Genomic DNA, 12,872 nt, shown 5'->3' on the forward strand with positions numbered 1-12,872 from the left:
CGAAGTCTACGGCGGAGTTCCGGAGCCCATAAGGGACTATCGGTGCGGCGGGCCCCGGTGTTTCACACTTCTGCCGGATTGTGGCCGCGCTCAGTTCTGTTGTGCCCCACCGCAGCGGCGCCGAGTGCGACGGGCATGATGGGCGACCATGAGCGAGCACTTCGACGTCCATGGCGGCGCACGTTTGGTCGGCGAGGTCGAGGTCGTCGGTGCGAAGAACAGCGTGCTGAAGTTGATGGCCGCCGCACTGCTCGCGGAGGGCACCACCACCATCACCAACTGCCCGCAGATCCTGGACGTGCCGCTGATGGCCGACGTCCTGCGCAGTGTCGGCTGTGAGGTGGTGCTCGACGGGGACACCACCTACATCACGACGCCGGCCGAGCTGTCGCATCGCGCGGACTCCTCCGCGATGGGCAAGCTGCGCGCCTCGGTCTGTGTACTCGGCCCGCTGGTCGGCAGGCTGAAGAAGGCCGTCGTGGCGCTGCCGGGCGGCGACGCGATCGGCTCGCGGCCGCTCGACATGCACCAGAACGGTCTCCGCAAGCTGGGCGCGACGAGCGCGATCGAGCACGGCTGTGTCGTCGCCGAGTCCGACGGCCTGCACGGTGCGCAGATCTGGCTGGACTTCCCCAGCGTCGGTGCGACCGAGAACATCCTGATGGCATCGGTGCTGGCCGAGGGCACCACGGTGATCGACAACGCGGCGCGTGAGCCGGAGATCGTCGACGTCTGCACGATGCTCACCGAGATGGGCGCCAAGATCGAGGGCGGGGGCACCTCGACCCTCACCGTGCACGGTGTGGAGGCACTGCACCCGACCGAGCACCGGGTGATCGGCGACCGGATCGTCGGCGCGACGTGGGCCTTCGCGGCGGTGATGACGCGCGGTGACCTGACGGTCACCGGCGTGAACCCGCATCACCTCGACCTGGTGCTGGAGAAGCTCCGGCTCGCCGGGGCGGAGGTCACGGCGTACGACGACAAGGGCTTCCGCATCGTGCAGGCCGACCGGCCGCGCTCGGTGGACTTCGTGACGCTGCCCTACCCGGGGTTCGCCACCGATCTCCAGCCGTTCGCGGTCGCCCTGTCCTCCGTCTCCGAGGGCACGTCGATGATCACCGAGAACGTCTACGAGGCGCGCTTCCGGTTCATCGAGGAGATGATCCGGCTCGGCGCGGACGCGCGTACCGACGGCCACCACGCGGTCGTCCGGGGAATCGACCGGCTCTCCAGCGCGCCGGTGTGGGCCTCCGACATCCGCGCGGGTGCCGGGCTCGTGCTCGCCGGGCTCTGTGCCGACGGGGTCACCGAGGTGTGGGACGTCTTCCACATCGACCGCGGCTATCCGCACTTCGTGGAGAACCTGAACCGCCTCGGTGCCCGCATCGACCGCGTCGCCACCCAGCCCGACCGCTCGTGAGTGCGCACGCGAGTTAGAACTCGCGTGCGCACTCACGAGGGCGCGGGTCAGGGGAGGTCGACGTACTGGCCCAGGAACGCGCGGGCAGTGGGTGCGTCGAGCCGGTAGGTGACGTTCGTCGCGTAGCACGGCGCGTCGCCGGTGATCGTGGTCGAGACGAGCACCAGCTGTCCGTCGAGGACCGCGAAGTTCGGCCCGCCCGAGTCGCCGTAGCAGGCGCCGCCGTTGCCCTGCGGCTCGGTCATCGCCAGCCGGACCCACGTCTTGTTCAGCGCGTTGAAGGTGACGGGTGCCTTCATCCGGACCCCGCCACCCGGGTGCGTGTGCCCGCCCGGGCCGCGCTGCGCCTCCTGGGTGCCGTAGCCGGCGACCACGAAGTCGGTGCCGTTCAGCCCGCGCGGGCCGAGCTCGTCGAGCGCCCCCGCGGACGGCAGCGTGGCAGGCGTGAACGACCAGCGCTGCGCCATCTCGTCCGCGGGCACCTCGACCACGGCGATGTCGTGCGAGTCAGCCGAGTTGCCCGGGTAGCCGGGCGCGCTGTGCGCGGTGCCCTCGACCCCGACCGCCTGCCCGATCGCCGCCGGGTCGCCGGGGAACCGCTCGCCCGCGTCATCGAGGCCGCCCTGCACGTCCTGTGCGAGGGACACGTAGAAGCGCACGCCCGCGGGCCACCCCGTGGTGCAGTGCGCGGCGGTCAGGAACGTGCCGGGGTCGACCATCGTGCCGGAGCAGACCCAGTCGATGCGGTCGGGCGTGGCCGGGTCCGCGTCGTTGTCCCACTGCGCCACGAGTGCCCCGACCTCGGTGCGTTCGGGCGCAGGCTCGGAGTTGTAGGAGCTGATGGCCGAAGCGCCGGTGGTGGCGGCCAGCAGCGTCGCGGTGGCCGCGGCGGTGAGCAGCGCCGCGCGGCGGAGTTGAGGTTTCATTCCGCGGATTCAACCCGGAGAGGGGCGTGAAGTCATCCGACGATCGACGGGTTGCGCGCCGGTCAGGACTCCGCGGCGAGGGCGACGCCGAAGCCGACGAGCGTACCGCCGGTCACCGCGTCGAGTGTGCGCCGTACGCGCCTGCGCTTGAGCCAGCCCCGCACGCGGTGCACGAACAGCAGCAGGAGCAGCAGCCACAGTGCGCCCAGGACCGCGACGGTGTAGGCGAGGAGCAGGGCGTCGAACGCCGTGCCGTGCACCGGGTCGAGGAACTGCGGAAGCACGGACAGGTACAGCGCGAGCACCTTGGGGTTGGTCACGTTCGAAAGGAAGCCCTCCCGCCAGCGGCGGAACCCGGTGGCCCTGCCGCTCGCCTCCTCCATTGCCCGGTAGTCGCCGCGCCACGCGGAGCGCAGCGCCTGGAATCCCAGGTAACAGAGGTACGCGACGCCCAACCAGCGCAGCGTCGTGAACACCGGCTGCGAGCGTACGATCAGCGCGCCGAGCCCCAGTGCCACGGCGGTGCCCTGGAGCACGTTGCCGAAGGCGATGCCGGAGGTGGCGAGCAGCCCGCCACGGAAGCCGCCCGCGAGCGAGTTCTTGAGCGTCACCATCGTGTCCGGGCCGGGCGCCAGCACCACGATGACGACGAAGACCAGATAGCTGCCGTACGAACTCCACGTCACGTACGCCAACGGTATCGGTAGCCCCCTGGCCGGGCTCGCGGATTTCCGTCACAGTGTTCGCGGCGGGATGTTACCGGCAAGTACACTCAGCGGATTCGTCCCAGGGAGGTTGGCGTGCCCTATCCAGCGGATCGTGAACGGGATCGCCCGTGGGTGATGCGGACGTACGCGGGCCATTCGTCGGCCGCCGCGTCTAACGAGCTGTACCGGCGCAACCTCGCCAAGGGGCAGACCGGCCTCTCGGTGGCCTTCGACCTGCCGACGCAGACGGGCTACGACGCCGACCACAAGCTCGCCAGGGGCGAGGTCGGCAAGGTCGGGGTGCCGATCGCGCACATCGGTGACATGCGCCGCCTCTTCGACGGGATCCCGCTGGCCGAGGCGAACACGTCGATGACCATCAACGCCCCGGCGATGTGGCTGCTCGCGCTGTACGTGACCGTGGCGGAGGAACAGGCCCTGGCCGAGGGCCGGGATGCCGGGGAGGTGCTGGCCAAGCTCACCGGTACTACCCAGAACGACGTCATCAAGGAGTACCTGTCCCGGGGGACCTACATCTTCCCGCCGGGGCCGAGCCTGCGGCTGACCACCGACGTGATCACCTGGACGGTGCACCACGTCCCGAAGTGGAACCCCATCAACATCTGCAGCTACCACCTGCAGGAGGCCGGAGCGACGCCGACGCAGGAGGTCGCCTACGCGCTGAGCACGGCGATCGCGGTGCTGGACGCGGTGCGCGACTCCGGCCAGGTCGAGCAGGCCGAGATGGCCAAAGTGGTCGGCCGGATCTCCTTCTTCGTCAACGCGGGCGTGCGTTTCGTCGAGGAGATGTGCAAGATGCGCGCGCTGGCCGCGCTCTGGGACGAGATCACCCGCGAGCGCTACGGCGTGATCGAGGAGAAGGCGCGCCGGTTGCGCTACGGCGTCCAGGTCAACTCGCTCGGGCTGACCGAGGCGCAGCCGGAGAACAACGTCCAGCGGATCGTGCTGGAGATGCTGGCCGTGTCGCTGTCGCGCAACGCGCGGGCACGCGCCATCCAGCTCCCGGCGTGGAACGAGGCACTGGGCCTGCCGCGGCCGTGGGACCAGCAGTGGGCGCTGCGCATGCAGCAGGTGCTCGCGTACGAGACGGACCTGCTGGAGTACGAGGATCTCTTCGACGGCTCGAAGGTCGTCGAGTCCAAGGTGGAGCAGATCTGTGCCGGGGCACGCGAGGAGATCGGGCGCGTGCAGGATCTGGGTGGCGCGGTGGCCGCCGTGGAGAGCGGCTACATGAAGTCCCAGCTGGTCTCCTCACTCGCCGAGTACCGGCGCGGCGTCGAGAACGGCGACCGGATTCTGGTCGGCGTCAACAGGTTCGAGACCACCGAGCCGAGTCCCCTGCAAGCCGAGGGAGCCAAGGCGATCGAGACCGTCGACCCGCGCGTCGAGAAGGAGGCGGTCGCGGCGCTCGAAAGGTGGCGGGAGAGCCGGGACGACGACGCCGTGGCGAGTGCGCTGGAGCACCTGCGGGCGACCGCGCGGACCACCGCGAACCTGTTCGAGGCCACGCTGGCCTGCGCCCGCGCCGGGGTGACCACCGGTGAATGGGCGGGCGCGCTGCGCGAGGTCTTCGGTGAGTACCGCGCGCCCACCGGCGTGTCCGCCGCGTCGGCCTCGGAAGACGGTGCCACCGAGATCACCCGCGTACGGGAGCGGGTGCGGGCGACCGGGCGGGAGCTCGGTGAGCGGCTGCGCATCCTCGTCGGCAAGCCGGGTCTCGACGGGCACTCCAACGGTGCCGAGCAGGTCGCCGTCCGGGCCAGGGACACCGGCTTCGAGGTCGTCTACCAGGGCATCCGGCTCACGCCGGAGCAGATCGTCGCGGCGGCCGTCCAGGAGGGCGTGCACGTGGTGGGACTGTCGGTGCTGTCCGGTTCGCACCTCGAGGTCGTTCCCGAGGTGGTGGACGGCCTGCGCGCGGCGGGCGCGGGGGACATCCCGGTGATCGTCGGCGGGATCATCCCGCCCGAGGACGCGAAGCTGCTGACCGACCGCGGCATCACCCGGGTGTTCACGCCGAAGGACTACGAGCTGACCCAGATCATGGACGAGATCGTGACTGTCATCCGGGAGGCGCGCGGTCTGGCCGCTTGATCTCGTTCTCGCAACGACGCGGGCCGGTCCGGCGGCCGTTCCTCGCCGCGCGGGGTTATCCTGCCCCCGTCGCCGCGTATTACTTTTCGACACTGGAGCGCTGCCTTGGATTCTCACCAGCCGCACACCGAACCGCAGGCGGCCACTGCCACCGCCGACCGCGAGATGATCCGTTTCGACGGGGTCGTCAAGCAGTTCGGCGACAACGTCGTGCTGCGGGAGCTCGACTTCACGGTGGCCCCCGGGGAGTTCGTGGCGCTGATCGGTCCCAGCGGTTCGGGCAAGACGACGATCCTGCGGCTGCTCATGACGCTGGAGAAGGTCAACGGGGGCACCATCCAGGTGGGCGGCGAGTACCTCAGCCACATGGAGCGCGGCGGCAAGCTCGTACCGGCGGACGAGCGCCACCTGCGCCGGGTCCGCAGGCGCATCGGCATGGTGTTCCAGCAGTTCAACCTGTTCCCGAACATGAAGGTGCTACAGAACATCACCGAGGCGCCCATTCGCACGCTCGGCAAGTCCAGGGCGGAGGCCGAGGAGCGCGGCCGGGAGCTGCTCGACATGGTCGGGCTCACCGACAAGGTCGACGCCCACCCCTCGCAGCTCTCGGGCGGCCAGCAGCAGCGGGTGGCGATCGCGCGGGCGCTGGCGATGGAGCCGGACGTGCTGCTGCTGGACGAGGTCACCTCGGCACTGGACCCCGAGCTGGTGGCCGGCGTGCTGAGCGTGCTCAAGCAGATCGCGCTGACCACCGAGATCACCTTCCTGTGCGTCACCCATGAGATGCAGTTCGCCAGGGACGTGTCCGATCGCGTGATGATGTTCGACCACGGCCAGGTGGTCGAGGAGGGCCATCCGGACAAGATCTTCACGGACCCGGACCACGAGCGCACCAAGGAGTTCCTGCACGCGGTGATCGACCGCGAGGTCTGAGAGCCTGTCCTTGATCCCGTGCAGGCGCGGCGTTGTGCCTGGTCACCGCTCGTGAGTGCGCACCCGAGTTAGAACGCGGCTCCTCACTCACGACCGTTGACCTGCCGCTGAGCTTCCCGCGGCCGTGTCGGCTCGGTTACGGTCGTGTCATGGCCGAGTACGAGCATCTCCTCAGCAAGCGGGACGGTGACACCGTCACGATCACGATGAACCGGGGGAGCAGGCGCAACTCGCTGTCCGAGGAGCATCTGCGGGAGCTGCTGGCGGCCTTCACGGAGGCCGGGAAGACCGATGCCACCGGCATCGTGCTCGCCGGTGCGGGGCCGGTGTTCTCCGCAGGCCACGACTTCGGCGATGTCGCCGCGCGTGATCTGCCGGGCGTGCGCGAGTTGTTGCGGCTGTGCACCGAGCTGATGCGCACCATCCAGTCGGTCCCGCAGGTCATCGTCGCCCGCGTGCACGGCCTGGCGACCGCGGCGGGTTGCCAGCTGGTCGCCTCGTGTGACCTCGCGGTCGCGGCCGAGTCGGCGGGGTTCGCGCTACCCGGCGGCAAGGGCGGCTGGTTCTGCCACACCCCTGCCGTGCCGGTGGCCCGCTCGGTGGGCCGCAAACGGCTGATGGAGATGGCGCTGACCGGCGACACCATCGACGCGGCGACGGCACTGGACTGGGGCCTGGTCAACCGGGTGGTGCCCGACGCGGAGCTGGACGACGCGGTCGCGGAGCTGCTCGGCAGGGCGACCCGCGGCAGCCGGGCGGCCAAGGCGCTCGGCAAGCAGACCCTGTACGCACAGCTCGACCGTACCGAGCAGGACGCCTACGCGATCGCGATCGAGGTGATGGCGTCGGCCTCCCAGCTCCCGGGCGCGCGCGAGGGGATGGCGGCATTCCTGGAGAAACGCAAGCCGGAATGGCCCGACTAGTCCTTTTCCCACAGCAGTAACTGCGCGTACGCGGCGATCGACTGAGCGTCGGTCACCTCGCCCGAGGCGATCATCTTCTCGAACCGGGAACGGTCGAACCAGCCGGTCCGCATGTCCTGTTCCTCCTGCTCGCGATCCGGCTCGCCGCCGGTGAGGTCTGTCGCCAGGAACACCCGGCCGCGCTGGCTGGACAGGCCCGGCGCGACGTCGAGGAGCCCGATCTCCACCAGCCTGCCTGCGGAGAGCCCGGTCTCCTCGCGCAGCTCCCGCGCCGCCAGCTCCAGCGGGGCGGTCTCGGCCCGGCCGGGGGCGGTGCCCTGCGGAAACTCCCAGCGGCGCAGGCCAAGCGGATAGCGGTACTGCTCGACGAGATGCAGGCGATTTCCCTCGAGAGGAATGACGAGCGCGTAGTCCGGCTTGTCCACGACGCCGTAGATGCCGTCCGAGCCGTCCGCGCGGCGGATCGCGTCCTCGCGCACGGTCATCCAGGCATTCGCGTACACCTCGTGCGAGTTCACCGTTTCCATGTCGCCGATTCTGCCCGCGTCGCTCATGGAGACACATCCGGCGTACTCGCTATCGTCATTCGGTAACGATCGGCCGCATTGCTGCGTCCGATTGGGTAGGGTCACACGATCTAGGAGTCCGTCTGAACGGAGTGTTCTGTGTCCGAACTGAAGATGAACCGCCTTTCCCGCCGAGCCATGCTGCGCTACTCGGCAGTGGGGCTTGCCGCTGTCGGGGGTGGCTCGCTTCTGGGGGCGTGCCAGACGACCGACCCGAACACGGGCGCGCCGGAAGGTGAGGGCGGTGGCGGCCTGCAGCAGCGTGCCGATTCGGGCCAGCCGATCCGCCTCGCGATCGCCAACGAGCCGCCGTACACCAAGCTGGAGGCCGACGGCACCCTCACCGGAGCCGCGCCCGACATCGCCAAGGCCGTGCTCAAGCGGATGGGCATCGAGAACGTCGAGCCCAAGCAGACCGGCTACGACTCGATGATCCCCGGCCTGCAGGCGAACCGCTGGGACATCGTCACCGCGGGCCTGTTCATGAACAAGGACCGCTGCGCGCAGGTGCAGTACACGACCCCGGACCTCGTGTCCACGGAGTCGTTCGCGGTGGCGCCGGGCAACCCGGAGGGCCTGCGCACGGTGGACGACCTGATGAACAAGGACGTGCAGGTGGCCGTGCTGGCCGGTGGTTACGAGCGCCGGACGGCTCTCGCGCTCGGCGTGGACGAGGGCAAGCTGCCCACGTACCAGCAGGCGCCGGACGCGCTGCAGGCCATGCAGGACGGCCGGGTGGACGCGATCCTGCTGCCGACGCTGACCCTGGAGTCGCTCAAGGAGCAGCAGAACGCGAACTTCGAGGTGACCCCACCGCTCGAGCAGTTCCCGACCACAGGTTCCGGTCACGCGTTCCGCAAGGGCGACCAGACCTTCTTCGAGAAGTACAACCAGGAGATGAAGGCCTTCAAGGAGACCCAGGAGTTCGAGGAGATCATGAACCAGTGGGGCTTCGACGCCGAGGCTTCCCGCAAGGCCACCACCGAGGAACTCTGCGCCACCGAGAGCTGAGGCGCCGCCGTCAGCGCGCCCCCATGGTCGTGAGTGCCCAGTCGAGTTAGAACTCGGCTGGGCACTCACGACCTTTTGTCAGTAGGCCGCGAGCCGGTACTCCATCCTGCGCAGCAGGAGTGCGGTCGGGTAGCTCGCCGCCAGGAAGATCAGCCCGGCCATCGTGAACGGTTCGAGGTACCGGAAGGTCTCCCCGCCGATCGACTGCGCGGTGCGCAGCAACTCGGGAACCGTGATGAACGCCAGGAACGGCGTCTCCTTGAACATCGCGATCGCGTAGTTGCCCAGCGCCGGGAGCACGTTCCGGATCGCCTGCGGCAGCACCACCCGCTGCCACGTGATCCGCGGCGGCAGGTGCAACGCGACACTGGCCTCCCACTGTCCCTTCGGGACGGCGTCGATGCCCGAGCGGTAGACGTCCGCCATGTAGCACGCGTAGTGCACGCCGAGTCCCAGGACGCCGACGAACATCGGGGACAGGGTGACTCCCATGCCGGGCAACGCGTAGAAGAGGAAGAACAGCTGGATCAGCAGCGGGGTGCTGCGGACGAACTCGATGAACGCCGTCGTGAGCTGTGCCAGCAGCGGGATGCGCAGCTGGCGGATGACCGCGAAGATCAGCCCCAGCGCGGCTCCGACTATGGTGCCAAGCACGGTGGCCACCAGCGTGTACTGGACGAAGTGCTCCAGCAGCTCGGGCAGGATCTCGAAGGCGAATTCCCAGCTCCAGTTCACGGGGCCACCTCCTGCGGAACAGGCTTGCGGGTGCGGAACAGACTGCGGATGCCCTCGTGTTGGCCGAGCCGCGATTTCACGGCGACCTCGGCAAGGTTGGCCAGCAACGTGACCGCGTAGGCGATGACGAAGTAGATCACCATCAGCAGCAGGTACATCGCGGTCGAGTTGCCGCCGGCGAAGCGGAACGACTCACCCATGAACATGATGTCGGAGATCGAGATCGCGAACAGCAGCGGTGTGCTCTTGAACAGCTGGATGAACAGGTTGTTCATCGCGGGAATCATCAGCGGGATCGCCTGCGGCCAGATGACCCGGGTCATCCGTTGCCGCGACGAGAGGTTCAGCGCGGTCGCCGCTTCCCACTGTGGCTTCGGAACGGCGTTGATGGCGCCACGCACCACCTCGGCCCCGTAGGCGCCATAGTTCAGGCCGAAGGCGACCACGCCGGCGACGATGGGCTCCAGCCGGAAGCCGGCCATGGGCAGGGCGAAGTAGAGCCAGAACAGCTGAATCGGCAGCGAGGTGCCCCGAAAGAACTCGATGACGACCCGGGCGACACCACGCACGGGCAGCCGGTGGGAACGGGCCATCAGCCCCAGCACCACCGCCAGCACGAGCATGAGCAGCGTGCCGAACAGGGTGACGAGCATCGTGTTGCCGAGGCCCCGCATGAGGTTCGGCACCCAGTCGAGCAGGCCAGGGGGTCCATCCATCTCGCTCACCCTCTCCACGCTGTTTGTGATCGGCGCGGTCCGTGGCGTTGACTGAGCACGCTCGGCCACCTCTCGTCGGGCTGTCGGCCGGTCACCTCCCGTCGCGACCGGCAGTGATCGGCTTCGGATCCGGGTAGACACTAACGGGCTAGCATCGTGCGTGCTTCGCGGATCGCCCGGATGAAAAGCAGATGTTACGTCCGTGGCCCTGCGGGCACGCCCGGACCGCGTGCCCTAATCTCTCGCCCGTGCGACTTGTGATCGCGCGCTGCCAGGTCGACTACGCCGGCCGGCTCACCGCGCACCTCCCGATGGCCACCCGGCTCCTGCTCGTCAAGGCGGACGGGTCGGTGTCCGTGCACTCGGACGACCGGGCCTACAAGCCGTTGAACTGGATGAGCCCGCCGTGCTGGCTGATCGAGGACGGCAACCTGTGGATCGTGGAGAACAAGGCGGGCGAGAAGCTGGTCATCACGATCGAGGACCTTATCGACGAGGTGTCGCACGACCTGGGCGCCGAGCCGGGGCTGGTCAAGGACGGCGTCGAGGCGCACCTGCAGGAGCTGCTCGCCGAGCACATCGGCACGCTCGGCGAGGGCTACTCGCTGGTCCGCCGCGAGTTCCCGACTGCCATCGGCCCGGTCGACATCATGGCCAGGGACGCCGATGGCGCCTCGGTGGCCGTGGAGATCAAACGCCGGGGCGAGATCGACGGCGTCGAGCAGCTCACCCGCTACCTCGAGCTGCTCAACCGCGACCCGCTGCTCGCGCCCGTGCGAGGCGTCTTCGCGGCACAGCAGATCAAGCCGCAGGCCCGCACGCTCGCCGAGGACCGTGGCATCCGCTGCGTGACGCTGGACTACGACGCGCTGCGCGGCATCGAGCCGGACGAGTTCCGCCTGTTCTGAACGCCGCACGACCTCGTGAGTGGCTACGCGAGTTAGAACTCGTGTAGCCACTCACGAGGCGGGCGTGCCCTCGGAGAGTCGCCAACATGCATCGGTGTCCGGTGCGGGATTCACGTGCGCGAAAACGTGGGGTAATGTGCGCCCGCAGGTTGATCCTGGTGCTTGTTGTTGACTGGTGTTGATTCCGGAGGTGGATCGGGTGCACGTGCTCGCCCAGGCGGACCTACGCCTCGACGCGAACGCGATCGACTACCTGTTGCTCGCGTTCTACTTTCTGCTCGTCCTCGGGATCGGTTACCTGGCCCGGCGCCAGGTGTCGACCAGTCTCGACTTCTTCCTCTCCGGGCGCTCGCTGCCGGCCTGGGTGACCGGGCTCGCGTTCATCGCGGCGAACCTCGGCGCCATCGAGGTCATGGGCATGTCCGCCAACGGTGCCCAGTACGGCATGCCGACGGCGCACTACTTCTGGATCGGCGCGGTCCCGGCCATGCTTTTCCTGGGCGTCGTGATGATGCCCTTCTACTACGGCTCGAAGGTGCGCAGCGTTCCCGAGTTCATGCTGCGCCGCTTCAGCAAGCCCGCGCACCTGATCAACGGCATCAGCTTCGCCACGGCCCAGATCCTCATCGCGGGCATCAACCTCTTCCTCCTCGCCAGCGTGATCAACCTGCTGCTCGGCTGGCCGACCTGGGTCTCGGTGATCATCGCGGCCGCGATCGTGCTGACCTACACCGCGCTCGGGGGCCTGTCCGCCGCGATCTACAACGAGGTGCTCCAGTTCTTCGTCATCGTGGCCGCGCTGCTGCCGCTCACGATCGTCGGGCTCTACAAGGTCGGTGGCTGGGAGGGCCTCGCCGACAAGGTCTCCGGCGGCCCCGGCGGTGCCGAGCAGCTCAGCACCTGGCCCGGCAACCAGCTGACCGGGTTCGGCAGCAACTTCCTCTCGGTGCTCGGGCTCGTCTTCGGGCTCGGTTTCGTGCTCTCGTTCGGTTACTGGACCACCAACTTCGTCGAGGTCCAGCGCGCGATGGCGTCCAAGAGCATGTCGGCGGCCAGGCGGACCCCGATCATCGGCGCCTTCCCGAAGATGTTCATCCCGTTCATCGTGATCGTCCCCGGCATGATCGCCGGGGTTACCGTCACCGAGCTGATGGGCGAGAACAAGGCCGCCCTCATGCAGGGCGGGTCGGCTCCCAGCGGCGCCACGTTCAACGACGCGCTGCTGCTGTTGATCCGGGATCTGCTGCCCAACGGCATGCTGGGCATCGCCATCGCGGGCCTGCTCGCGTCGTTCATGGCCGGGATGGCGGCCAACCTCAGCTCGTTCAACACGGTGTTCACCTACGACATCTGGCAGACCTACCTGAAGAAGGACCGGCCGGACGACTATTACCTGCGGGTCGGCCGCGTGGTCACCGCGGCCGCGACGATTCTGGCGATCGGCACCGCGTTCATCGCATCCACCTACAGCAACCTGATGGACTACCTGCAACAGCTGTTCTCGTTCTTCAACGCGCCACTGTTCGCCACGTTCATCCTCGGTATGTTCTGGAAGCGGATGACGCCGACCGCGGGCTGGCTCGGCCTCGTGACCGGTACCGCCGCCGCGGTGACCGTGTTCGGCCTTACCGAGTTCGGTGTCTGGGACCTGCCCGGACAGGGCGGCGCGTTCGTCGGCGCCGGTGCGGCCTTCGTGGTGGACATCGCCGTGAGCGTCGTCGCCACCTACGCGACTCAGCCCAAGCCGGCGAACCAGCTCGTCGGGCTCGTCTACTCGCTGACTCCGAAGGACACCCGCCAGCACTCCACCACGGGTGAGGACGCGGGCTGGTACCGCAGGCCCGCGCTACTGGCAGGCATCGCGCTGGCCATCACGATCGCGCTGAACATCATCTTCTTCTAGGAGGAT

At 68.5% G+C, this 12,872-nt stretch carries 12 protein-coding genes; 7 read left to right on the forward strand and 5 right to left on the reverse strand.

Features of this window, described 5'->3' with window-relative positions:
* The first annotated feature begins 148 nt into the window (after positions 1-148).
* Positions 149-1,423, forward strand: coding sequence for a UDP-N-acetylglucosamine 1-carboxyvinyltransferase (murA, locus tag JAP66_RS17035; protein ID WP_199432747.1), 1,275 nt, complete (start codon positions 149-151; stop codon positions 1,421-1,423).
* A gap of 47 nt (positions 1,424-1,470) precedes the next feature.
* Here the strand turns inward: murA and JAP66_RS17040 are convergent, their stop codons facing one another.
* Positions 1,471-2,349, reverse strand: a complete 879-nt coding sequence (locus tag JAP66_RS17040) for a trypsin-like serine protease (RefSeq protein ID WP_199432748.1) — start codon at positions 2,347-2,349, stop codon at positions 1,471-1,473.
* A gap of 62 nt (positions 2,350-2,411) precedes the next feature.
* Positions 2,412-3,035: a LysE family translocator gene (locus JAP66_RS17045; RefSeq protein WP_199432749.1), complete on the reverse strand. Its 624-nt coding sequence runs from the start codon at positions 3,033-3,035 to the stop codon at positions 2,412-2,414.
* Positions 3,036-3,149: 114 nt separating this feature from the next.
* Between JAP66_RS17045 and JAP66_RS17050 the strand changes: the two genes are divergently transcribed.
* The 3 genes from JAP66_RS17050 (at position 3,150) to JAP66_RS17060 (ending at position 7,027) form a co-directional block, all read left to right on the forward strand.
* Positions 3,150-5,171, forward strand: coding sequence for an ethylmalonyl-CoA mutase (locus tag JAP66_RS17050; RefSeq protein WP_199432750.1), 2,022 nt, complete (start codon positions 3,150-3,152; stop codon positions 5,169-5,171).
* A 165-nt stretch (positions 5,172-5,336) separates the two neighbouring features.
* The gene (gene ehuA / locus JAP66_RS17055; protein WP_199432936.1) at positions 5,337-6,104 is read left to right on the forward strand and encodes an ectoine/hydroxyectoine ABC transporter ATP-binding protein EhuA; all 768 of its coding nucleotides are present in this window, start codon (positions 5,337-5,339) and stop codon (positions 6,102-6,104) included.
* Between the two features lie 149 nt (positions 6,105-6,253).
* Positions 6,254-7,027 (forward strand): enoyl-CoA hydratase-related protein, encoded by a 774-nt coding sequence (locus JAP66_RS17060; protein WP_199432751.1) that lies wholly within the window; start codon positions 6,254-6,256, stop codon positions 7,025-7,027.
* On the opposite strand, the gene JAP66_RS17065 is transcribed toward JAP66_RS17060, so the two are convergent.
* Positions 7,024-7,554: an NUDIX domain-containing protein gene (locus JAP66_RS17065; protein WP_199432752.1), complete on the reverse strand. Its 531-nt coding sequence runs from the start codon at positions 7,552-7,554 to the stop codon at positions 7,024-7,026. The two genes, JAP66_RS17060 and JAP66_RS17065, sit on opposite strands and share 4 nt — an antisense overlap.
* A 138-nt stretch (positions 7,555-7,692) precedes the next feature.
* On the opposite strand from JAP66_RS17065, the gene ehuB reads away from it, so the two are divergent.
* Entirely contained in the window at positions 7,693-8,604 is a 912-nt protein-coding gene (ehuB, locus tag JAP66_RS17070) for an ectoine/hydroxyectoine ABC transporter substrate-binding protein EhuB (RefSeq protein WP_307849597.1), read from the forward strand.
* A 78-nt stretch (positions 8,605-8,682) separates the two neighbouring features.
* Here the strand turns inward: ehuB and ehuD are convergent, their stop codons facing one another.
* A complete protein-coding gene (gene ehuD, locus JAP66_RS17075; RefSeq protein ID WP_199432753.1) occupies positions 8,683-9,339 on the reverse strand; it encodes an ectoine/hydroxyectoine ABC transporter permease subunit EhuD in 657 nt (218 codons plus the stop codon).
* Positions 9,336-10,055 carry an ectoine/hydroxyectoine ABC transporter permease subunit EhuC gene (ehuC, locus tag JAP66_RS17080; protein WP_199432754.1) on the reverse strand — a complete coding sequence of 240 codons (720 nt, stop codon included), beginning with the start codon at positions 10,053-10,055 and terminating at the stop codon, positions 9,336-9,338. Before ehuC ends, ehuD begins: the two co-directional genes overlap by 4 nt.
* A gap of 248 nt (positions 10,056-10,303) precedes the next feature.
* Between ehuC and nucS the strand changes: the two genes are divergently transcribed.
* Positions 10,304-10,963 (forward strand): endonuclease NucS, encoded by a 660-nt coding sequence (gene nucS, locus JAP66_RS17085; protein ID WP_199432755.1) that lies wholly within the window; start codon positions 10,304-10,306, stop codon positions 10,961-10,963.
* A 199-nt stretch (positions 10,964-11,162) separates the two neighbouring features.
* Complete coding sequence (locus JAP66_RS17090) at positions 11,163-12,866, forward strand: sodium:solute symporter family protein (RefSeq protein WP_199432938.1); 1,704 nt, start codon at positions 11,163-11,165, stop codon at positions 12,864-12,866.
* The last annotated feature ends 6 nt before the right edge of the window (positions 12,867-12,872 follow it).

The sequence above is a fragment of the Qaidamihabitans albus genome (assembly GCF_016464705.1).
GTDB lineage: Bacteria > Actinomycetota > Actinomycetes > Mycobacteriales > Pseudonocardiaceae > Qaidamihabitans > Qaidamihabitans albus.